21 protein-coding genes and 1 pseudogene are annotated in these 21,364 nt (G+C 30.4%); 16 read left to right on the top strand and 6 right to left on the bottom strand.

Annotation, left to right across the window (positions count from 1 at the left end; all coding sequences use genetic code 11):
• Positions 1–29: 29 nt before the first annotated feature.
• The 5 genes and pseudogenes from DYE58_RS10285 to DYE58_RS10270 all read left to right on the top strand — a co-directional run.
• Positions 30–394, top strand: a pseudogene (locus tag DYE58_RS10285) (DUF4368 domain-containing protein); the annotation flags it as partial.
• Between the two features lie 45 nt (positions 395–439).
• Positions 440–883 carry a DUF5680 domain-containing protein gene (locus tag DYE58_RS10280; protein WP_004822857.1) on the top strand — a complete coding sequence of 148 codons (444 nt, stop codon included), beginning with the start codon at positions 440–442 and terminating at the stop codon, positions 881–883.
• Positions 884–973: 90 nt separating this feature from the next.
• Positions 974–1,159, top strand: coding sequence for a hypothetical protein (locus DYE58_RS11080; RefSeq protein WP_004822855.1), 186 nt, complete (start codon positions 974–976; stop codon positions 1,157–1,159).
• Positions 1,146–1,916, top strand: a complete 771-nt coding sequence (locus DYE58_RS10275; protein WP_004822851.1) for an alpha/beta hydrolase — start codon at positions 1,146–1,148, stop codon at positions 1,914–1,916. Before DYE58_RS11080 ends, DYE58_RS10275 begins: the two co-directional genes overlap by 14 nt.
• A gap of 616 nt (positions 1,917–2,532) precedes the next feature.
• Positions 2,533–3,138: a class I SAM-dependent DNA methyltransferase gene (locus tag DYE58_RS10270; protein ID WP_004822849.1), complete on the top strand. Its 606-nt coding sequence runs from the start codon at positions 2,533–2,535 to the stop codon at positions 3,136–3,138.
• Positions 3,139–3,200: 62 nt separating this feature from the next.
• On the opposite strand, the gene DYE58_RS10265 is transcribed toward DYE58_RS10270, so the two are convergent.
• From DYE58_RS10265 to DYE58_RS10240, 6 genes are all read right to left on the bottom strand, one after another.
• Entirely contained in the window at positions 3,201–4,301 is a 1,101-nt protein-coding gene (locus tag DYE58_RS10265; RefSeq protein WP_004822848.1) for an ABC transporter substrate-binding protein, read from the bottom strand.
• Between the two features lie 53 nt (positions 4,302–4,354).
• The gene (locus tag DYE58_RS10260) at positions 4,355–5,143 is read right to left on the bottom strand and encodes an ABC transporter ATP-binding protein (protein WP_004822847.1); all 789 of its coding nucleotides are present in this window, start codon (positions 5,141–5,143) and stop codon (positions 4,355–4,357) included.
• Positions 5,143–6,156: a FecCD family ABC transporter permease gene (locus DYE58_RS10255; protein ID WP_115312289.1), complete on the bottom strand. Its 1,014-nt coding sequence runs from the start codon at positions 6,154–6,156 to the stop codon at positions 5,143–5,145. Before DYE58_RS10255 ends, DYE58_RS10260 begins: the two co-directional genes overlap by 1 nt.
• Complete coding sequence (locus tag DYE58_RS10250) at positions 6,149–6,784, bottom strand: nucleoside-triphosphatase (protein ID WP_115312288.1); 636 nt, start codon at positions 6,782–6,784, stop codon at positions 6,149–6,151. The genes DYE58_RS10255 and DYE58_RS10250 overlap by 8 nt, the downstream gene beginning before the upstream one ends.
• Positions 6,785–7,000: 216 nt before the next feature.
• Positions 7,001–8,470, bottom strand: coding sequence for a carbon starvation CstA family protein (locus DYE58_RS10245; protein ID WP_115312287.1), 1,470 nt, complete (start codon positions 8,468–8,470; stop codon positions 7,001–7,003).
• Between the two features lie 89 nt (positions 8,471–8,559).
• Positions 8,560–8,991 carry an MOSC domain-containing protein gene (locus DYE58_RS10240; protein ID WP_040553048.1) on the bottom strand — a complete coding sequence of 144 codons (432 nt, stop codon included), beginning with the start codon at positions 8,989–8,991 and terminating at the stop codon, positions 8,560–8,562.
• Positions 8,992–9,142: 151 nt separating this feature from the next.
• Between DYE58_RS10240 and DYE58_RS10235 the strand changes: the two genes are divergently transcribed.
• From DYE58_RS10235 to DYE58_RS10185, 11 genes are all read left to right on the top strand, one after another.
• Complete coding sequence (locus DYE58_RS10235; RefSeq protein ID WP_040553022.1) at positions 9,143–9,580, top strand: hypothetical protein; 438 nt, start codon at positions 9,143–9,145, stop codon at positions 9,578–9,580.
• Between the two features lie 797 nt (positions 9,581–10,377).
• A complete protein-coding gene (locus DYE58_RS10230) occupies positions 10,378–11,610 on the top strand; it encodes an argininosuccinate synthase (protein ID WP_245946091.1) in 1,233 nt (410 codons plus the stop codon).
• Positions 11,611–11,616: 6 nt separating this feature from the next.
• Complete coding sequence (gene argH, locus DYE58_RS10225) at positions 11,617–13,002, top strand: argininosuccinate lyase (protein WP_115312359.1); 1,386 nt, start codon at positions 11,617–11,619, stop codon at positions 13,000–13,002.
• Between the two features lie 204 nt (positions 13,003–13,206).
• A complete protein-coding gene (locus tag DYE58_RS10220; protein ID WP_004822836.1) occupies positions 13,207–14,553 on the top strand; it encodes an oxaloacetate decarboxylase subunit alpha in 1,347 nt (448 codons plus the stop codon).
• Between the two features lie 179 nt (positions 14,554–14,732).
• Positions 14,733–15,797 carry a BMP family lipoprotein gene (locus DYE58_RS10215; protein WP_004822834.1) on the top strand — a complete coding sequence of 355 codons (1,065 nt, stop codon included), beginning with the start codon at positions 14,733–14,735 and terminating at the stop codon, positions 15,795–15,797.
• A 130-nt stretch (positions 15,798–15,927) separates the two neighbouring features.
• Complete coding sequence (locus tag DYE58_RS10210) at positions 15,928–17,427, top strand: ABC transporter ATP-binding protein (RefSeq protein ID WP_040553041.1); 1,500 nt, start codon at positions 15,928–15,930, stop codon at positions 17,425–17,427.
• The gene (locus DYE58_RS10205; protein WP_004822831.1) at positions 17,417–18,514 is read left to right on the top strand and encodes an ABC transporter permease; all 1,098 of its coding nucleotides are present in this window, start codon (positions 17,417–17,419) and stop codon (positions 18,512–18,514) included. Before DYE58_RS10210 ends, DYE58_RS10205 begins: the two co-directional genes overlap by 11 nt.
• Complete coding sequence (locus tag DYE58_RS10200) at positions 18,514–19,464, top strand: ABC transporter permease (protein WP_004822829.1); 951 nt, start codon at positions 18,514–18,516, stop codon at positions 19,462–19,464. Before DYE58_RS10205 ends, DYE58_RS10200 begins: the two co-directional genes overlap by 1 nt.
• 97 nt (positions 19,465–19,561) lie before the next feature.
• Positions 19,562–20,410, top strand: a complete 849-nt coding sequence (ylqF, locus tag DYE58_RS10195) for a ribosome biogenesis GTPase YlqF (RefSeq protein WP_004822827.1) — start codon at positions 19,562–19,564, stop codon at positions 20,408–20,410.
• Positions 20,397–21,002: a ribonuclease HII gene (locus DYE58_RS10190; protein WP_004822824.1), complete on the top strand. Its 606-nt coding sequence runs from the start codon at positions 20,397–20,399 to the stop codon at positions 21,000–21,002. Before ylqF ends, DYE58_RS10190 begins: the two co-directional genes overlap by 14 nt.
• 3 nt (positions 21,003–21,005) lie before the next feature.
• Positions 21,006–21,356 (top strand): YraN family protein, encoded by a 351-nt coding sequence (locus DYE58_RS10185; protein ID WP_004822822.1) that lies wholly within the window; start codon positions 21,006–21,008, stop codon positions 21,354–21,356.
• Positions 21,357–21,364: the final 8 nt, after the last annotated feature.

Here is a 21,364-nt window from a genome sequence, read left to right as displayed (position 1 = left end):
CTATTATTTAGAGGTTGAAGAGGTGCTTAGTTATAACAAAACTATCTGAAGACCATGCACTTGGAAAAATTCCCGTAAAAGATTTTGATAGATTATTTAATACCTATGATACGGAGCAACAAGGATTAGAAAAACAAATACAGTATTTTGAACAAGAAATATAAAGCTATTATTAGAGAAAAGTTGACACCGATAAATTCCTAAAAATGATAAAAAATATATCGATATTGAAGAACTGACAGTACCGATGATAAATGAGTATATAGAAAAAGTTGTAGTCTATGAAGCCACAGGGGTAAGACAAGGTAAAGACAGAAAACAACAAGTTGATGTGTACTTTAACTTTATAGGCGACTGTCAAGACCACAAAGCCGATATACAAAAAATAGCTTAAAAATGGTATGATATTAAACAAAATAAGATTGTGAGGGGTGATTAAGTGGATAATCAAGAAATTATAAATTTTTTAATAAAAGCGAAGAAGTCGACTTATGCGAGCGATGGAAATCCTATTAAGTCATCAAGACCTTGTTCAATTGATTTGAGTTATTCACAGGGTAAATTTATGTATTATGATTCATATTTTGGAACAAATCCATTTATCGGAGAAGAAATTATATTGATTGATAGTAATGTTATATGGAGCATGAATTATATTGGGAGGAAGCTTGATGACAAATTTGAATATAATTTTTTGAAAGAAGCATTAATGAATGTTACTCAAGAAAGACCGTTTAGAGGTCCACATACCTATGAAAGTTCAGGTTACACATATAAATCTTTTGAAAATGGAAATTTTAATTGGTTTCAAGGATATGAAACAATTGAATATAATGGGCAAGTTATTTATGAGTGTTATTATCATGGAGGGAGTATTAAGTAAACTTTCTGATTAAAAATAATAAAAAAGTCATTCAAAGAACAGTAAATCAAAAAAGGTTTACTGTTTTATTTATCTGATAAGTTGTTGTCCGTGAAACAACAGGAGGAAGAAAATGAAAAGAAAGAAAACAACAAATTTATGTTTACTTTAACTTTATATGCAACTGTCAAGACCACAAAGCCGATATACAAAAAACGGCTTAAAAATGGTATAATATTAAGTAATATAAACAAAAAAAGTTTAAATTTAGAGGTAATGAAAGATGAGGTTTCATGAATTTGGAGATAAAAATTTTCCGCATATATTACTGATACATGGTGGAGGTAATTCTTGGTGGAATTATCTTCGACAAGCTCGTATATTATCAGATAAATTCCATGTGATTTTACCAACACTTGATGGTCATGGAGAAGAATATCAAAGAGATTATATTTCAACTGAAAATTCTGCTCAACAAATCATGAATTATATAAAAAACAATTGTAATGGGAAATTGTTTGCTATAGGCGGTGTTTCTTTAGGTGGTCAAATTGCAATTGAGTTATTATCATTAGATAGTGATATAGCTCAGAAAGCAATAATAGATGGTAGCATTTGTATTCCTCAGCCAAATTTATCACGAATTAGTACGATTGTTGTAAAAATATTTGGAAAACTTATGTTTAGTAAATCAGCCAGCAAAATTCAATTAAGTTTGATGAAAAAAATTTATCCTAATATGGCTTATCCGGAAGAGATAGAAAATTATTATATGGAAGATATGCCAATATTACCAATGAAAACATTAGTGAAAATGTATAAAACATATATGGGAAAGTATAGATTGAAAGAAAGTATTACAGAAAGCAAAGCACAGGTTTTATATATTTATGGCGAGAAAGAAATGCGTTGTGTTAAGGAATCAGCTAAACTATTTAAAAAAATGCATCCTGATTGTATTCTCTATGAAGCTAAAGGTTATAATCATGGATATTTATCAGCGTATTTACCGTTAGAGTGGATAAAACTGGTTAATCCATTTTTAACTAGTTGACAATTTAATGAAAACTAACACAGAAACAGTAAATCAAGTTAGGTTTATTTTTTTCTTTGCTCAAAAACAGAGAGAGGAAAAAAAGAAAATGTAAAATATAGAAGAAAAAATTTTAATGGCGGAAGAAGAAATCATGCATTTACAGATATGCTAAACAGGACAAATCAATATCGAACATAATAGTATTGAACTTGGAAAATGTACTGCCTATGTAGATAGGAGAAGTTATTTTGGAGGGGATACTTATATGTTTAGTTTTGTAGAGTCTATTTCTGAAGAGAGCATAACAATACGAACTGAAAAGTTTATGTATGTCCTGATGAATAATAATACAGTTCTCGCTTTATGTCGTGTTAATATTTTTATAAATTGATATGATTTTAATGGAAGGAGGGTTTTATGCATTTTATCTAGTAGATTTTAGAATGCGTTCAAATAGAACGGTAAAAGAAAATCTATTAAAAACTATAATTTTTAGAGTTAAAATTTAAACTGGAGACAGTAAATCAAATGGTTTACTGTTTTTTATTTAATTACGCTTAAAAGGGGTAGTATATTAAATGTAAGTAATTAGTTTGTGTAGTATTTATAAAATATAAACATAATAGGAGAATATATGACTAATAATTATTTTGATAAAGTAGCTAAAGTTTGGAATACAAAAGAGAGGGAAAATAGAACTTTCTCAATCTATAAGAAAATTATAAATATATTTGAAGATGGTAGTGAAAAGAATGCTCTTGAAATTGGTTCAGGAGATGGATTATTGGCAAGTCTTTTGTCTAAAGAACTTAAAGAAATTGATTGCATAGACAGTTCTGAAATGATGAGAGAACAGACTGACAAGAGGTTGGAGCAATTAGAAATAGAAAATGTAAAGGTATATGATGAAAATTATTTAGAGACAACATCAAAAAAATATGACTTTATATATTCTTTGACAGCTTTTCATCATATAGTGGATATAGAGTCTGAACTCAATTTAGTAAAGAGTCATTTAAAACCAAATGGTAAGTTTATATTGATGGATTTAGATACTGTGCCAGCTTCTTTTCATAAAAATTTACCGGATTTTGACGGGCACGATGGATTTTCTAGGGAAGAGATGGAAACGTATTTTAGAAATGCAAAATTTGAGCCATTAAATTATGAAATATTATGGGAAGGTAAGAATCGTGAAATTGATTTTAGAATATTTTTAATGGAAGGCATATTGTCTTAATTAAGACAGTTTCACAAGATAAAAAATACCAGGAGTGAGATTAAAAGCTCCTGGTTTTAAGTTTATTTAGATATACTGTTTTCCAAAATTTTATCTATTTGTTCATTTTTTAATTCACAGCTATAGAATAATTTATAAAAATCTTTTACTTCATCTTTTATATTAACATTGTATTTTTGAGGGTATAGAAGATTTCCAAGCCATGTTATTCCAATTATTCTGTTTACTGATGGAGGGTCTGCTAAGAAACCATATGGTTCGGATGGAACTCTATAGATTTTACCGTTTTTAACAGCATCAAGATTGCTCCAAGCTGGGTCTGTAGTTATCATGTCGTAAAGATTTTGGTTATCTGCAAGAATTACTTGAGGATTCCAACCTATAAGTTGTTCCATAGATATCTCGCTTCCGCCACCTTTTGATTGAGCTTCTACTTCTGCAATGTTTTTAGCTCCTACTAAATTTAAGACTTCTGCATGGAAAGATTCTTTAGCATTAGTATTAAGTCCGGCATCTCCCATAGCCCAGTATACAGAAACTTGTTCATTTTCTGGAATTTGAGTTTTCTTTGAGTTATCGATAACATTTTTACAATATTCAGATAGCTTTTTAGTTTTAGAAGTATCTCCTATGATTTCTCCGATTTTATTGTATGCATCTGACATTGTTTCAAGTTTTGCTTCAACGAAAACTACAGGTATATTTATTTGACTTTGTAAGTTATTCATATCTTCAACAATTGATTTTTTAGCTTCTCCAATGTCCATAACTACATCAGGTGAATTTTTAACAAGTTCTTCCATATTTAAATCAGAATTTTTACCGTAGAATTGTCCAAAAACAGGCAGGGTATCCATTTTATCGTCTATGTATTCTTTTTGCTTGTCTGATAAAGGTTTAGCCAATCCAGCTAATTTATCAGAGTTTGAAGTGTATAGAACTATTTGTGCAAGTGGACCAGATGGGGCAATAGTGTTTATCTTGCTTGGAATTTCAACTTCTCTGCCAACTGAGTCGGTTATTTTTCTTGTTTCAGAAGCAACTTCGGTAGCTTTTTCAGGCTCTTTAGAATTATTAGCGGATTCTTTCTTTTGACATCCGGTAACTATAAAACTAAAAAGTAAAGTGATAGTTAACAATTTTAATAATAATTTTTTATTCATCTTATAACTCCTTTAAAATATATTTTAAAACGATAAATCGTTTTAATGAAAATTTAATATTGTCTATAAGTTTTCAAATCAGGCAGAATAACTTTTTGATTTGTATCTTCTACGTTTCGTATAAGTATTGGTATTTGATATATATTTGATAATAAAGATTCAGTTAGAATATCGTTGGTGTTACCATATGCTATTGTAGAGCCGCGGTTTAAAATTAAAACCTTATCAGCAAATATTTGAGCGTGTTCGGGGTTGTGAGTAGAAAATAAAATCAAATATCCTTGTTTAGAAAGATTTGATATATATTCCATCACTTTTATTTGGTTACCATAATCTAAGCTCGAGCAAGGTTCGTCCATAATTATGATTTTTGATTGTTGGGCAATAGCTCTTGCTATTAAGACTAACTGTCTTTCTCCTCCGGATAATTCATTAAATTTTCTATATCTAAGATAGTTTAAATTTAATGAATTGATGGCAAAGTCAACTAATTCATATGATTTTTTATTGGGCATCTCAAAAGTATTAAGAGATGAGTTAGTTCCCATAAGCACCATTTCTTCTACAGTAAAAGTGAAGATTTTATTTTGACTTTGTGGGATATAAGATACAGTTTTAGCTAATTCTTTTGCGGATAGTTTTTTTATATTTACACCATCAACTGAAATAGTTCCTAGATAATTTTTAATAATTCCCAATATTATTTTGAATAAAGTGCTTTTGCCAACGCCGTTTTTACCGAGTATAGCTACCAAGCTATTTGAATTGGCTTCAAAAGAAACATCTTGTAAAACTTCATTAGTTCTGTATTTAAAAGAGATATTTTCAACTTTAAGGTTCATTAATTCACCTCCCGACTCATTAGGTATATAAAAAATGGAGCGCCAATAAATGATGTCAAAATTCCTATCGGTATTTCACTAGTTGAAAGTATTCTTGAAAAATTATCAACTATTAACAAAAATGAACTGCCAATGAGCATGGAAGCAGGAAGAACTCTTCTCATATCGCTACCAAAAAATATTTTTGCTATATGGGGAATAACAAGTCCTATCCAACCAATTACACCGCTTACAGAAACACACACAGCTGTTATTAATGTAGTTGATAGAATTGCTATAATTCGTAACTTTTCTGGGTTAACGCCAAGAGAATGAGCTTCTTCATCTCCAAACGTAAGTAGGTTTAATCTCCATCTAATTAACAAAAGAATTAACACACCAACTGATATTATGGGTAGACAAAAAAAGAAGTCGTCTAATTTTGATGAGTTTAAAGAACCCATTAACCAATATGTTATGGCAGGTAGTTCGCTTGTAGGGTCTGCTATTAACTTTAACAATGATAGAGCAGATGAGAAGATAGAACTTACCATCATTCCAGTGAGTACAAGTCCAACGTCTCTGTTTTTCTTTATCTTTTTTGAAACGAATATAACAATTAAGATGGACAAAGTACCCATAGCAAAAGAAATTAAAGTTGTTGAGAATCTATTAAACCCTAATAAAATACCAAGTGCCGCACCAAATCCGGTACTGCTTGAAGCTCCTAAAACATCAGGGGACACCATAGGATTGTGAAAGACTGCTTGTAGTGTAGCTCCAGATATAGAAAGTCCAACTCCAACTAAAATTCCAACTAAAATTCGGGGAAGTCTAATATTATAAAGAACTGTATGTATATTTGGTTCTAAATTAAAATTAAATCCGAACAGAGTATTTAAAATACTTTTTGATAAATCTTTAAGAGAAACATTATATCTTCCAATGCAAAATGAAAAAGATATAACAAAAATTAAAATAACTAAAAGTATAATAAACATCCAATGATATTTTTTTAAATTTTGTTTATTCATTTGTTTCTCCATGATTTAAATATTTTTCTAAAATTTCAAAAGTTAAGTAAGGTTTATTTACATTAATTGGAGTAATAGAATTAAAACTTGAAAGATTTTCCTCTAAAATTTTTCTTTTAGAAAGAATTTCATCAGCTAATTTATTTGAAGATTTCAACATATTGTTAAATTGCTCTTGAAGTTTATATACAACAATTGAATTTTTATTAGAATTAAAAATTTCTAAAAGAGTATCAAAAATTTTTGGATTCAATAGCTCCTTTCCTCCGATTTCATCTATTACAATTAGATCAGAATTTAGGTCTATATACTCAAAAAAGTATTTTTCAAAAATATCTTGATTAAATACATATTTACTATCAAGAGTTGTTAAGAAAACCTCATCTATAACGATTTCATTATAATCGCATTTTAAAATACTATCTGAAGAATGGTTACAAGAGTACAAATCAAGTGCTTTATTTATTTCGATTAGTATGTATCCATAGACTTTATTATTTCTGTAGACTCTTCTTGTTGTGTATCCGGAAATACTATTATATTTTTCTCTGTTTTCAAATAGATATTGAAGAAGAGAAGTACTTTTTCCCACTCCACTTTTTAAACTTATCATAAGATTTGTTTTCATTTTTCACCTAAATAAAATTCTCATTACTTAAATTTTTAATATAAATTTATTATAAATTCAAACGAGTTATTTGTCAAAAATATTCGATTGAGTTTTTATGATAATTTTAAAATTGAAAGCGACACAAATAAAAAATAAAGCAGATAGTTCTCTAAATACATAGAGGCAATCCGCTTTAAATTATAAATTTACATCAAAATATAAATTAATATGAAATTAGTTATCTAATTTTTGAATATATTCTTTTCTTGAATTTGATTTACTAATTACAAACCATACGAAAAGAACTGATACTATAGCCCCAACAATATAGCTAGCTGTGTATCCTTCAATACCTAATCTTGTATCCAAAGAGAATCCAAGGTCAGCGTGGAATATATAACTTGTTACTATGAAAGTATAGAATATACCGGGTATTAAAGAAATATAGTAGTTTTTGTTATGAGCTTTCAAGTAGATAGATATCATTAATAATGCAAATACAGCTACTAATTGGTTAGTAAAACCAAAGTATCTCCAAAGCATATTGAATCCACCTGCATTTGTTTTAGCAAAGAATAAAATTAAAACTGCAGGAATAAAGATTATTATAGAAAGGATTACTCTCTTTATAGCAACTGATTGGTCAATATTAAATTGTTCTGCAATCATAAGTCTTAGAGCTCTAAAAGCAGTATCTCCACTTGTTATTGGAAGCACTATTACTCCGATTATAGCAAGAAGACCACCTATGCTACCCATAAATCTTTTAGAAATTTCACCAACCATTAAAGTTGCAGTAGTATCAACAGGGGCAGTAGTGTTAAATAAAACCATAGCACCTGCAGCCCAACACATAGCAATAAAACCTTCAGCAAGCATCATGTTATAGAAAGTTTGACGACCTTCTTTTTCGCTCTTAACAGTTCTAGAGATTAGAGTTGCTTGTGAACCGTGGAAACCTGACATTATACCACAAGCTACTGTTATAAAGAAAACAGGTATGAATGATTGAGCAGTAGGGTGTTCAGAAATTAAAGCTCCTGAAGTGATAGGATGAAGATCGGCTCCACCAGTTAAAAGAACTCCAATGAAAACACCAATTGCAGAAATTCCAAGGAATGCTCCGAAGATTGGATATACACGTCCTATAATGGCGTCAATAGGGAAAAGTGTAGCTATGATATAGTAAAGTAAAATACAAGCATACACTATCCATATTACATTTGAGTTTATGTCCATGCGAAGGATATTATTTACAATTAAATCTCCAGGAGTGTAAATAAAAACAACACCAGTTAAAAGCATTAGTATCCAAATAATTATATTGTAAATTTTATTAGTTCCTGTACCAACATATTTTTTTATAAGCGTTGGAACTTGGGCCCCATCATTTCTCATAGAAATCATACCAACAAAGTAATCATGTAGAGAACCTGCAAAAACACAGCCTATAGGTATTGTTAAAAATGCAATAGGTCCAAAAAGGATACCTTGTATAGGTCCTAAGATAGGTCCTGTACCAGCAATGTTTAAAAGTTCAATAAGTTGATTTTTCCATTTTTTCATTCCTACATAATCTACACCATCAGCTTTAGCAATAGCAGGTGTGACACGATCATCTGGATCAAATACATTTTCGCAATATTTTCCATAAGCAAATCCACATACTATTAAAATCAAAACGCCGATTAAAAATAATACCATAAACTTTTTCCTCCTCAAATATAGTTTATACATTATAAATCTAATACATAAAAGCTATTAAATCAAGCTTTTATTAAAGAAAAAAGGACTCATTTAGAGTCCATAATTTCGATAAAATCACCCACAGAGATTAAACCTCCTTTAATAACTTTTGTGAAAATACCCTCAAGTGGCATAACACATTTACCTACAGTTTGCTTAATTGCACAACCTTTGTGACATTCTTTTCCTATTTGAGTAACTTCTTGAATAGTTTCTCCTATTTTCAATAAAGTTCCTATAGGAAGTTCATATAAGACGATTCCTTCAGTAGTCAAATTTTCTGCGAAATCTCCATACTTAAGATTTAAGCCTTCCATTTTATTAAAACTTTCAACACCTAATAAACTAACTTGTCTGTGCCAGTTGCCTGCGTGGGCATCATCCTTAAGACCAAAATTTTCTATAAATTCTCCTGAATCTTGAGGTATTTTTACTACTCCCTTTGTATCTGATTTATTTATCGATATAACTTTTGCCATTAAATCACCTAATATTTCTAAATTGAATTTTAATATATTATACGGCATTTAAAAATTTACCTCAACTTTTAATAAATATAAATTCAAAACTTGACTTATTAAATTAAAAATTATAAATTAAGTTAAAAGAAAAATGGATAAGGAGATAAAAATGGTATCATATATTTTGTTAATATCAATGGTTTTAGGAATAGTATACAACGGATATGGTTATTTTAAAAATGAACATCATGCTAAAATTATGTTACATAAGATGTTAATATCAGGATTTTTATTGGTGGCAATTTTAGTTATATTTTTTAAATTCAGCACATTAGAGAAAATAAATTTAATAGTTGGAATAGTTGGATGGCTATTTTTTGTATCAGGATTTTTTGCAGAAGGATTTTCTAAAAGTGGAGTAATAGTAACTCCAAATTCACTATTTATCTCTATATTTGTCAGATGGGATGATGTTAGAGATTTAAAATTTACAAAATTAAAAAATGGAAACTACTTGGTTAATTTAAAAATAAGTAGTTGGAATATTAGACAAGTATATGGTGAAGAAGAAAGTGAAATTTTAAAGAAATTTTCTAAAAATAAGTAAGCAATCATATTTGTTAGGTAATAAATAGATATATGACAAAAAATAAAAAATTAGGGAACCATCTGGTAATATAAGCTTAAGCAAAAACAAATTATCAGAAAGAAAGGCTTCTTATGAAATTTAGTATAACAGAAGAAATTCAATTTAATCAATATTGATGAAAAAAGAGTATTTACAAAACATTATATAACTATGTAAACTTAAGTCTGATTTGTGTTAAATCTATTGATTTGCCGATAAAGCTACACAGGAAGACAAAATCGAGTAAAACTAGACTAAATAAAAGAAAACAGGGAAAATCTTTAACATACTATGGGAAAAATCATTATCTTAAGATAATGAACTGAATGAATAAACTACCTAGAAAAATCCTAAATTATAAAACTCCTTTAGAGGGTTTTGTTAGAAACTTAATAATTTATGATTAATTGATCACTTGGGTAATATAGTTCAATTTGATATTGCAATTTAGTATATATAAATGATTTAAATTAAACACTTGACAGAAAAAGATATAGAGTTTAATATATACAAAATATAAAAAAGTCTATGAAATGGGTGCTTCTCATATAGATTAAAAGCGATCTGAGTAGAGTGTGAGTCAGAAAATTGAAGTGAGAGTAAGCAGTAGGGCCATGGAGATGGCAATGTGAGAGCTCGAGCATTGCACGTAAAGTTGTCGTTAAACTATAAGTGGGGTTATTTATTTTAACCCAATTGGAGTGGTACCGCGGATATTCGTCTCTTTCTATCTTTAGATGATAGAAAGGGACGTTTTTTATTATAGGGAGGAAAATATGGAATACAATACAATGAAAAATTTAGAACTCAAAAAGGTAGTGTTAGCTTATTCTGGTGGATTGGATACATCAGTTATGATAACATGGCTAAAAGAAAATTTTGGTTGTGAAGTAATAGCTGTTTCAGGAAATGTAGGTCAAGAATCAGAGCTTGATGGTCTTGAAGAAAAAGCATTAAATTCAGGAGCTTCAAAGTTATATATAGAAGACATACAAAAGGAATTTGTAGAAGACTTTGTATTCAATACTCTAAAGGCAGGAGCTAAATATGAGAATCAATATTTATTGGGAACAGCTTTTGCAAGACCTATTATAGCAAGACGTATGATAGAGATAGCGCATAAAGAAGGTGCAGATGCTATTGTGCACGGTTGTACAGGCAAGGGGAATGACCAAGTTAGATTTGAAACTACAATTAGACATTTTGATCCTGAAATAAAAATAGTTGCACCTTGGAGATTTTGGGAAATAAAATCTCGTGAAGAAGAAGAAGCTTATGCAGCACAAAGAAATATTCCTATAAATAAAAATAATGGCTCAGCATATTCAGAAGATAGAAATTTATGGCATATTTCTCACGAAGGTTTGGAAATAGAAAATCCTGCTAATGCTCCTAAATATGATAATTTCTTAACTCTTTCTAAAAAGTTTGAAGATGCTAAAGATGAAACTGAAGAAATTGTACTTGAATTTGTAGAAGGAGTTCCAGTTTCTTTAAATGGAGAAAAGTTGGATGGAGTCTCACTAATAAAGAAGTTGAATAAAATTGGTGGAGAACATGCAATTGGAATAGATGATATTATAGAAAACAGAATAACAGGAATAAAGGTAAGAGGTATATATGAAAATCCAGCAGGTTCAATATTATATAGAGCACATGAAATTTTAGAGTCTCTAACACTTGACGGAGATACTTTGAAGTTTAAACAAATGTTATCTCTTAAGTATGCTGATGAAGTTTACAAGGGACTTTGGTATTCAAAATTAAGAGAATCTCTTCAAGCATTTGTAGATGAGACACAAAAAAGAGTTAGTGGTACAGTAAAATTGAAATTATACAAGGGAAATATAATTCCTAATGGAGTTGAGTCAAAATATTCTCTATTCTCAGAAGAGTTTGCAACTTTTGGAGAAGATGGAGTTTATGACCAATATGACTCTCAAGGTTTTGTAAATTTATTTGCTCTACCTTTAAAAATAGAAGCTATACAAAGCAGAAAGAATGAATGAATGGTAATGGATTTATATAAAGGAAGATTTAATAATAAAACGGCTTCAATTGCTCATGAGTTTAATAGCTCCATTGGAGTGGATTATAAACTCTATAGAGTGGATATAAAGGGCTCAAAAGCACATGCAAAAATGTTGAATAAGTGTGGTATAATATCTGATGAAGAGTTTACAAAAATTGATTCAGGACTAGATTCAATACTTTTAGATATTGAAAATGGTAACCTTGAATTTTCTAAAGATGCTGAAGATATTCATATGTTTATAGAATCTGAGCTGACAAATAGAATTGGAGATGCAGGTAAGAAATTACACACTGCAAGGTCCAGAAATGACCAAGTCGCAGTAGATGTAAAACTATTTACAATAGAAGCTTCTAAAAGAGCTATAGATTTATTAGTTGAATTAGAAAGAATAATATTTAAAGTTGCTGAAGAAAATTTAGATTCTGTAATGCCGGGTTATACACATTTACAAATTGCACAACCTGTTACATTTGCACACCATATAATGGCGTATGCTCAAATGTTTTTAAGAGATATTTCAAGAATATCTGATGCAAGAGATAGAATGATGACTAGTCCACTTGGAGCAGGTGCTTTAGCCACAACAACTTATGAGATAGATAGAGATTTTACGGCATTAGAGCTTGGCTTTAAAGCTCCAACACTAAATTCGATGGATTCTGTATCAGATAGAGACCATGTTGTTGAATTATTATATTGTCTAGCTAATGTTGGAATGCATTTTTCTAGATTGGCAGAAGAACTTATAATATATTCATCACAAGAATTTAAATTTATAACTATAGCTGATGAGTATTCAAGCGGTTCTTCAATTATGCCTCAAAAGAAAAATCCTGATATGGCAGAACTTTTAAGAGCAAAATCGGCGTGTCTATATTCAAATCTAATGGGAATAATGACCATGCTAAAGGGAATACCTCTTGCGTACAATAAAGATATGCAAGAAGATAAAGAATATTTATTTGACAGTGTTGAAACATTTGAAATATCTATAGAAGTTTTAAAAGGTATGTTGGATACTATGGTAGTCAATTCAAATAGAATGAGAGAAATGGCACATAAGGGATATATAAATGCAACGGATACAGCAGACTACCTTGTAAAAAAAGGTCTTGCTTTTAGAGATGCATACTATATAACAGGCAGTATTGTTAAATATGGAATTTCCGAAAACCTTAGCTTAAACGAAATACCTTTAGAAAAATATAAAGAATTTTCAGAAGTATTTGAAGAAGATTACTATAAGTTTATAGATTTAGATTATATATTAAATGAAAGAAAAGTTTTTGGTGGTCCTTCAGCTAAGTCTGTTAAGGAGCAAATTAAGCTAACTAAAAAGCAATTGGAAGATATTAAAAAACAATAAAAAAACAATGTTAAGCCTTTTTCTATAGAAAGAGGCTTTTTATATCAATTTATCTATATTGTGCATAGGTAAGTTGAATATTAAAAGCTTTTTGGCCGCTTGAGAAAGGGTATATATTGTAATATCATTAATAAAGAAAATATTTATAGGAATAATAATTTTATAATTATAAATTTATAGAGTAAGTTATTTTTAGGAGGAAGAATGGGAAGAACAATAGAATTTACAGAAACGGTACTCAGAGATGCTCACCAAAGTTTGATGGCAACACGAATGAGAACTGAGGATTTTAAAGATGCTTTAAATCTTTTAGATAATGCTGGGTATAGGGCTCTAGAGTGTTGGGGAGGAGCTACTTTTGACTCTTGTATAAGATTTTTAGATGAAGACCCATGGGAAAGATTGAGATTTATAAAATCAAATTTAAAAAACACTAAGACTCAAATGCTTTTAAGAGGTCAAAATTTATTAGGATATAAAAATTATCCTGATGACGTAGTGGAAAAATTTATAGAACTATCTATTAGCAATGGTATAGATATAATAAGAATTTTTGACGCACTAAACGATATAAGAAATCTTGAAACTTCAATAAGTGCTACAAAGAAATATGGAGCAGAAGCTCAAGTTGCAATAAGCTATACAACTTCTGAAGTACACACTGTGGAATATTTTTCAAATCTTGTTTCTAAAATTACAGAGATGGGAGCGGATTCAATAGCTATCAAAGATATGGCAGGGATATTGACACCATATAAGGCTTATGAATTAGTTACTGAACTAAAGAAAAATACTAATCTTCCATTAGAACTTCATACACACGAGACAACAGGAATGGGTTCAATGACTTATTTAAAGGGAGTTGAGGCTGGAATTGATATAATAGATACTGCAATATCACCATTTTCAGGAGGAACATCACAGCCTTCAACAGAAACTTTAGATGTTTTGATAAGAGAGAGCGGCAATAATACAAGACTTAATATGAAGGTATTAGAAGAATTGGCAAGCTTTTTCCAAAATGTTAAGGAAAAGTATTTGAAAGAAGGGACTCTACCTACAAAAATGTTATCTATTGATCCTAAGGGATTGATTTATCAAGTTCCGGGTGGAATGCTTTCAAACTTGTATACCCAACTTGCAGGTCTTAAAAAACTTGATAAGTACGAAGAAGTTCTAAAAGAAGTTCCACGTGTTAGAGCGGATTTAGGGTTTCCACCACTAGTAACTCCTATGAGTCAAATGGTTGGAACTCAGGCTACTTTCAATATAATAACAGGACAAAGATATAAGATGGTTCCTAATGAAGTAAAAGACTATTTAAAGGGACTTTATGGTCAAACTCCTGTTCCAGTGGATGAAACTTTTAGGAAGAGTATTATTCAAGATGCAGAAGTGATAACAGATAGACCGGCAAACCATTTATCAGATGGACTTCCAAAAATAATTGAAGAGATAGCTGATGTTGCACAATCACAAGAAGATGTTTTAACTTATGCACTATTCCCAGAAGTTGGTAAAAACTTTTTGGAGAGAAAATATAACTTTTAAATATAGATATATCTAAGACACTTTAAAAGCTTTTTTTATAGTGTCTTTTTTATAGCATATATGTGAAAGCTTTAATTAAAAATTAAAATTTAAAATAAAACTTAGAAAACATTTTCAATTTATTTGAAAAGGTTATCTAAATATTATATAATGGTCTTAAGAAATTATAGGAGGTAAGTATGAAAAAGAGAAATTTACTTGTTGTTCTAGCAATAGCTACAACAATGCTACTTGTTGCTTGTGGTGGTAATAAACCAAAGAATGATGCTGCTGCAAATTCAGAAAAAACAGCGACAGAAGCTAGTAATTTAATTGTAGGATTTGTAACTGATGAAGGTGGAATTAACGATGCTTCATTTAATCAAGGTGTTTATGAAGGTATTGGGCAAGCTGAATCTGAACTGGGAATTAAGAGGGTTTACAAAGAATCATCTGATGCAAATGACTTTATTCCAAACTTTGAAAGTATGTTAGATGAAAATGCTAACATGGTTGTAGGTGCAGGATTTAAAATGGGGGATATTATTGAGCAAGTTGCTAAACAAAATCCGGATGTCAAATATGCTATGATTGACCATAGTCCTTCTGAACCTATAGACAACTTACTAGGCATAACTTTTAGAGAAGAAGAACCATCTTTCTTAGTAGGTTACATTGCTGGTAAAACTACTGAAACTAACAAAGTTGGTTTTGTAGGCGGACAAGAAGGAACACTTATAGGGCATTTTGAATATGGTTTTAGAGCTGGTGTTGATTATGCAGCAAAAGAACTAGGCAAAGAAATCGAAACTGCAGTACAATATGTTGGTGGATTCAGTGATGTTCAAAAAGGTAAAGCAATTGCAACTCAAATGTATCAACAAGGTGCAGATGTTATATTCCATGCAGCAGGAGGGGCAGGAGACGGAGTTATAGAAGCAGCTAAAGAAGCTGATAAATGGGTTATCGGTGTAGATAGAGACCAATCTGAAGCGGCTCCTGAAAATGTATTAACATCAGCGATGAAAAATGCTAATGTAGCTATATATAAGGTAATTAAAGAATTTGTTGAAAATAATAAGTTTGAAGGTGGAACTACAATTGAGCTTGGTCTTAAAGATGAAGGCGCAGTAGGCATAGCTCCAACTTCAGATAAGAATGTTAAACCAGAAGTTCTTAAAGCTGTAAAAGATATTGAAGAAAAAATTGTAAAAGGTGAATTAACAGTTCCTAAAGATAAAGAATCTTACGAAGCAGCAAAGTAATTTAAGTATTTGAAGAGTTTGGTTTTATCCAAACTCTTTTTTTAATTACTAAATGTGATTTTTATAGTATAATTAACAAAAGGGTGGTGAAGAAGTGCAAAATCAGGATAATTACAAATTAGCTGTAGATATGAGAAACATTGTAAAAAAATTTGGAGATTTTACAGCTAATAATAATATTAACTTTGATGTCAGACAAGGTGAAATACATGCACTTTTAGGTGAAAACGGAGCAGGTAAGAGTACACTTATGAATGTACTATACGGACTATATTCTCCAACAAGTGGCAGCATTTATATAAATGGGAACTTAGTAGATATTAAGGATGCTAATGAAGCTATCAAAGTTGGACTCGGAATGGTGCATCAACATTTTATGCTTATAAAACCGTTTACTGTAGTTGAAAATATAATTCTAGGAATGGAGCCAACTAAGGGTTTGGCACTGGATATTAAATTTGCTAGAGAAAGTGTAATCGAACTGTCTAAAAAATACGGATTAGAAATTAATCCAGATGAAAAAATAGAGAATATATCTGTTGGTATGCAGCAAAGAGTTGAAATTTTAAAAGCTCTTTACAGAGGTGCAGATATATTAATTTTTGATGAGCCAACAGCAGTACTTACTCCTCAAGAAATAGATGATTTTATTAATATAATAAACAATCTGTCACAACAAGGAAAAACTATTATTTTAATAACTCATAAGTTAAAAGAAATTAAAGCAATGGCAGACAGATGTACTATTATAAGACGTGGAGAAAAAATAGATACTGTAGATGTAAAAGAAGTTACTGAATCTGATTTAGCAGACATGATGGTAGGAAGAAGCGTCGGACTAAAGGTAGATAAAAAAGACCAAGAACATGGCGAAGCTGTGCTTGAAATACAAAATCTTGTAGTAAAAGATCAACGAAATGTTGATATGGTAAAAGGACTTGATTTAACCTTATATAAAGGGGAAATCTTAGGACTTGCAGGAGTAGATGGAAATGGGCAATCAGAGCTTTTAGAAGCTATTACAGGACTTAGAAAAATAGAGTCAGGCCTTGTTAAAATAAATGGTGAGGATATAACCAATAAAACACCTAGAGATATTCATGAAGCTGGATTATATAATATCCCGGAAGATAGACAAAAAAGAGGATTAGTATTAGATTTTGATATTTCAGAAAATTTAATTCTAGAAAATTACGACAAAGAAAAATTTTCTAATAAGGGAATTTTAAAATCTAAAGAGATAGAAGATTTTGCTAAAGAATTAGTTGAAAAATTTGATATACGTCCAAGAGATATACATCAAAAGACAAGTGCTTTATCTGGGGGGAATCAACAAAAGGTAATTATTGCAAGAGAAATTACTAATGATCCTGATGTATTGATAGCGGCTCAACCTACGAGAGGATTGGACGTAGGGGCAATTGAGTATGTTCACAGATTTTTAGTAACTCAAAGAAATAATTTTAAAGCTGTTTTATTGATTTCGTTTGAGCTTGATGAAATACTAGCTCTATCTGATAGAATAGCTGTTATTTATGATGGGAAGATATCAAAGGTAATGAAAAAAGACGAAACTAATGAAACTGAAATAGGATTGTTAATGGCTGGAGGTGCTGCAGATGAAAAGTAAAAATAGATTATTTTATACTGTAGTATCTATACTATTTGGATTTTTGTTTGGTTCTATTATTTTAATAATTAACGACATCAATCCTTTACAAGCTTTTAAAGTAATTGTAATAGGAGCTTTAGGAAAGCCATCATATATTTCATGGGTTATAGTTAAAGCAATCCCTATAATTTTGACAGGTATTTCAGTTGCCTTCGCATTTAGAACAGGACTATTTAACATAGGTAGTGAAGGACAATATATAGTTGGTTCAATAGGTGCATTCTTAATAGGTTATTTATTGAAATTACCACCAGTAATTCACCCTATATTTGCTCTTTTAGTTGGCACTCTTTTTGGAGCTATTTGGGGAGGAATTGTTGGTTTATTAAAAAGTAAGTTCAAAATAAACGAAGTAATCTCTTCTATAATGTTCAATTGGATTGCATTTTATTTAAGTAATTATATGTTGAGTTTAAAAGCATTGAGAAAAGTTGGAACTGATACAACTTACCCAATAAATGTAACTGCAAATATTGAAATTTTAGGAAACTGGAAGAGAACAGATGCTGGAATAGATTTCTTAATGAACCACAGCATATTGAAGCAAGTTTTAAGACCTCCATTGAATTGGGGTATTGTAATAGCTATAGTTATTGCAATTTTAGTTTGGTATATTATAAAGAATACAACTTTAGGATATCAATTAAAAGCTGTTGGATACAATTTAGATGCTGCTGAGTACGGTGGAATAAACATACAAAAAAATCAGGTTACTTCAATGTCTATTTCAGGAGCTATATCAGGACTTGCAGGAGCCATTATGGTTCTAGGTGTTGCAGGAAACATAGGGCTTATGGCATCGCAACAAGGATATGGATTTGATGGTATGGCAGTTGCTCTAATAGCTGGTAACAATCCATTAGCTTGTATACCTTCAGGACTTTTATTTGCAGGTTTGAAATATGGTGGAGGAAAATTAAACTCTTCTCTAAATACTTATTCTGAAGTAGTAGATATAGTAATAGGTATAATAATATTCTTCATTGCTATGCCAAGACTTTTAGAACTTATAAGTTCTCTATATAAAAAGAAGGAGGCAAAATAATGAGTACAATTTTAGGTATTATAAGCATTACATTATTATATTCAGCTCCTCTTATTTTTACAGCGCTTGGTGGAGTTATAAGTGAAAATGGTGGGGTTGTAAACATAGGACTTGAAGGTATGATGACGATAGGAGCTATAGTGGGAGCAACTGTTGGTTTTTATACAGGGAATCCTTGGCTTGCATTTTTATGTGGAGGTTTAGGAGGAATGGCATTAGCTCTATTCCACGCAATAGCCACTATAAATTTCCAAGCAGACCACGTTGTAAGTGGTATAGCTATAAACTTAATAGGACCTGGACTTTCATTATTTTTATGTAGAATATTTTTTGACGGAGCTGCAATGTCTAAGTCAATTCCATTTAAAAATAAACTGCCTCAACTTTTTTCTAATGTATTTACAAAAGAGTTGATATCACAATATCCGTGGATGAGATATTTAAAGGTTTTATTTCAACAATATGTTATAGTTTATATAGCTTTTGCATTTGTAGCTATTATGTGGTATGTGCTATATAGAACTAAATTAGGTCTTAGGATAAGAGCTGTCGGGGAACATCCTAGAGCAGCAGAAACACTTGGTGTTAATGCATATAGAATAAAATATTTTTGTGTATTAGCTTCAGGTTTTTTAGCGGGACTTGGTGGAGCAAGTATGAGTTTGGCAATAGTTTCTAACTACAGACAAACTCTAATTTCAGGACAAGGCTTTATAGCTCTTGCAGCCGTAATATTTGGTAACTGGAGACCTCAAGGTGCATTTATTGCTTGTTTAGTATTTGGTGCAGCACAAGGATTTTCAGTTATATTGGGAAATTTAGGAATTCAATTAGATACAAATCTTTTATCAATGCTACCTTATGTAATAACATTGCTTGCTTTGATTTTATTTGTAAAGAGTTCAAATGCACCTAGTGCAGACGGTATTCCATACCAAAGACATAACTAAATTAAGCTTATCAAACCTCTTGTATTACAGGAGGTTTTTTATTATGTATAAATATATTGCCAATTATGATATTATATTTTAAAGAGAAGGTGATATTTTGAACATAAATTGGTATCCAGGACATATGAAAAAAACTATAGAAGATATACAAGCAAAGTCAAAACTAGTGGACTTTTATATAGAAATAATAGATGCAAGAATTCCAATTGCTAGTAGAAATCCTATACTTAGTAAGGTATTACAAAATAAAAAAGGATTACTTATTTTAAATAAGACAGACCTTTCTAATTCTGAGCAGAATGAATTATGGAAAAAGAAATTATCAGATGATAATAACAGAGCTGTTCTCTATAGTGCAGCAAAGCCTAATTCATCTCTTATAGTAAGAGAAGCACTTAATTTTATGAAAGACGAAATAGCAAAAAAAGAAGAAAAAGGTATAAATATGGGACCTTTAAGGGCTATGATAGTTGGCATTCCAAATTCTGGAAAATCTACATTTATAAATGGTATTTCAAAGACAAAGTCGGCTAAGGTAGGCAATAGACCGGGAGTGACTAAAACTAACCAATGGATTAAATTAAATCCTAAGTTACATCTTTTGGATACTCCGGGAGTTCTTTGGCCTAAGTTTGAAGATGAAAAAGTTGGTTTGAATCTTGCTTTTACTGGAGCTATAAAAGATGAAATAATGGATATTGAAACATTGGTGCTTAGATTGATTGAAAGATTGATTAGTATAGACGAAAATATTTTGAAAAATAGATATAATGTTGAAGTAGATGGAGAGCCTATTGAAGTGATGGAAAGAATAGGAAGAAAAAGAGGCGCAATTGTAAAAGGTGGGGAAATTGACTACTCAAAAGTTGCAAATATTGTTCTTGATGAATTCAGGAAAGGTGTCTTAGGAAATATTACATTGGAGACTATTGATGGAAGAATTTGAAAAAGAGTACAAAAAAATTGGCTACACTAATATAGTTGGAATAGATGAAGTTGGCAGGGGTTCTCTTTTTGGAGATGTGTTAGCTTGTGCTATTATAATGCCGGATAGCAGAATAGAAGGAGTAGCTGATTCTAAAAAATTATCTGTAAAAAAAAGAGAGTCTCTATACGAAAAAATACTTGATGAGTGTATAGCAGTAGGTATAGGAAGGATTGATTCTAAGAAAATTGATGAAATAAATATAAAAAATGCGACACACTTGGCGATGGAACAAGCAATTAAAAATATGAGGGATCAAAAAGGGCGAAAAGTATATGCTGATTTATTGTTGATAGATGCAGAAAAAATTGATACTCAAATAGCACAAGTTTCCATAATAAAGGGTGATGATAGGTGCTATTCAATAGCTTGTGCTTCAATAGTTGCAAAAGTATATAGAGATAGTCTTTGCGATAATTGGGAGAAGTTATATCCTGGATATAATCTAAAAAAAAATAAAGGTTATGGGACTACTGAACACAGAAATGCAATAAAAGAAGTAGGATATACACCTATGCATAGGCTTACCTTTTTGAGAAATTTAATAGGTTAAAAAATGAATAACAAAGAGTTTGGAGATTACGGTGAACAGATAGTAACAGATTATTTGGTGAGCAAAGGATGTAAAATTTTAGATAGGAATTATCGAGCTAATGGGACTGAGATAGACATAATATGTTTAGATAAAAATATAATTGTATTTGTAGAAGTAAAGAGCAGAAGGTCTAAAAAGTTTGGGAATGCTTTTGAAGCTGTGGATGAAAGAAAGATTAAAAACATAATAAAAACATCAATGAATTATTTAATTAAGTATGATTATACACATTTGCAAGTTAGGTTTGACGTTGTTGAGTATTATTCAACGGGAGAGATTAATCACATAGAAAATGCATTTGAAGTAGTATGAGGTGAAAT

The organism is Peptoniphilus indolicus, assembly GCF_900454665.1.
Lineage (GTDB): Bacteria > Bacillota > Clostridia > Tissierellales > Peptoniphilaceae > Peptoniphilus > Peptoniphilus indolicus.
The sequence above is the reverse complement of the archived record's forward strand: the minus strand, read 5'-3'. Positions and strand labels throughout refer to the sequence as shown.

Excerpts from the sequence above, each read along its gene's own strand:
- argH (WP_115312359.1), top strand. The coding sequence starts at position 11,617 with ATGGATTTATATAAAGGAAGATTTAATAATAAAACGGCTTCAATTGCT.
- DYE58_RS10240 (WP_040553048.1), bottom strand. The coding sequence starts at position 8,991 with ATGGCAAAAGTTATATCGATAAATAAATCAGATACAAAGGGAGTAGTA.
- DYE58_RS10260 (WP_004822847.1), bottom strand. The coding sequence starts at position 5,143 with ATGAACCTTAAAGTTGAAAATATCTCTTTTAAATACAGAACTAATGAA.
- DYE58_RS10205 (WP_004822831.1), top strand. The coding sequence starts at position 17,417 with ATGAAAAGTAAAAATAGATTATTTTATACTGTAGTATCTATACTATTT.
- DYE58_RS10270 (WP_004822849.1), top strand. The coding sequence starts at position 2,533 with ATGACTAATAATTATTTTGATAAAGTAGCTAAAGTTTGGAATACAAAA.
- DYE58_RS10250 (WP_115312288.1), bottom strand. The coding sequence starts at position 6,784 with ATGAAAACAAATCTTATGATAAGTTTAAAAAGTGGAGTGGGAAAAAGT.
- DYE58_RS10215 (WP_004822834.1), top strand. The coding sequence starts at position 14,733 with ATGAAAAAGAGAAATTTACTTGTTGTTCTAGCAATAGCTACAACAATG.
- DYE58_RS10265 (WP_004822848.1), bottom strand. The coding sequence starts at position 4,301 with ATGAATAAAAAATTATTATTAAAATTGTTAACTATCACTTTACTTTTT.
- DYE58_RS10275 (WP_004822851.1), top strand. The coding sequence starts at position 1,146 with ATGAGGTTTCATGAATTTGGAGATAAAAATTTTCCGCATATATTACTG.
- DYE58_RS10230 (WP_245946091.1), top strand. The coding sequence starts at position 10,378 with ATGGAATACAATACAATGAAAAATTTAGAACTCAAAAAGGTAGTGTTA.
- DYE58_RS10235 (WP_040553022.1), top strand. The coding sequence starts at position 9,143 with ATGGTATCATATATTTTGTTAATATCAATGGTTTTAGGAATAGTATAC.
- DYE58_RS10210 (WP_040553041.1), top strand. The coding sequence starts at position 15,928 with ATGAGAAACATTGTAAAAAAATTTGGAGATTTTACAGCTAATAATAAT.
- DYE58_RS10200 (WP_004822829.1), top strand. The coding sequence starts at position 18,514 with ATGAGTACAATTTTAGGTATTATAAGCATTACATTATTATATTCAGCT.
- DYE58_RS10245 (WP_115312287.1), bottom strand. The coding sequence starts at position 8,470 with ATGGTATTATTTTTAATCGGCGTTTTGATTTTAATAGTATGTGGATTT.
- DYE58_RS10190 (WP_004822824.1), top strand. The coding sequence starts at position 20,397 with ATGGAAGAATTTGAAAAAGAGTACAAAAAAATTGGCTACACTAATATA.
- DYE58_RS10220 (WP_004822836.1), top strand. The coding sequence starts at position 13,207 with ATGGGAAGAACAATAGAATTTACAGAAACGGTACTCAGAGATGCTCAC.
- DYE58_RS10185 (WP_004822822.1), top strand. The coding sequence starts at position 21,006 with ATGAATAACAAAGAGTTTGGAGATTACGGTGAACAGATAGTAACAGAT.
- DYE58_RS10255 (WP_115312289.1), bottom strand. The coding sequence starts at position 6,156 with ATGAATAAACAAAATTTAAAAAAATATCATTGGATGTTTATTATACTT.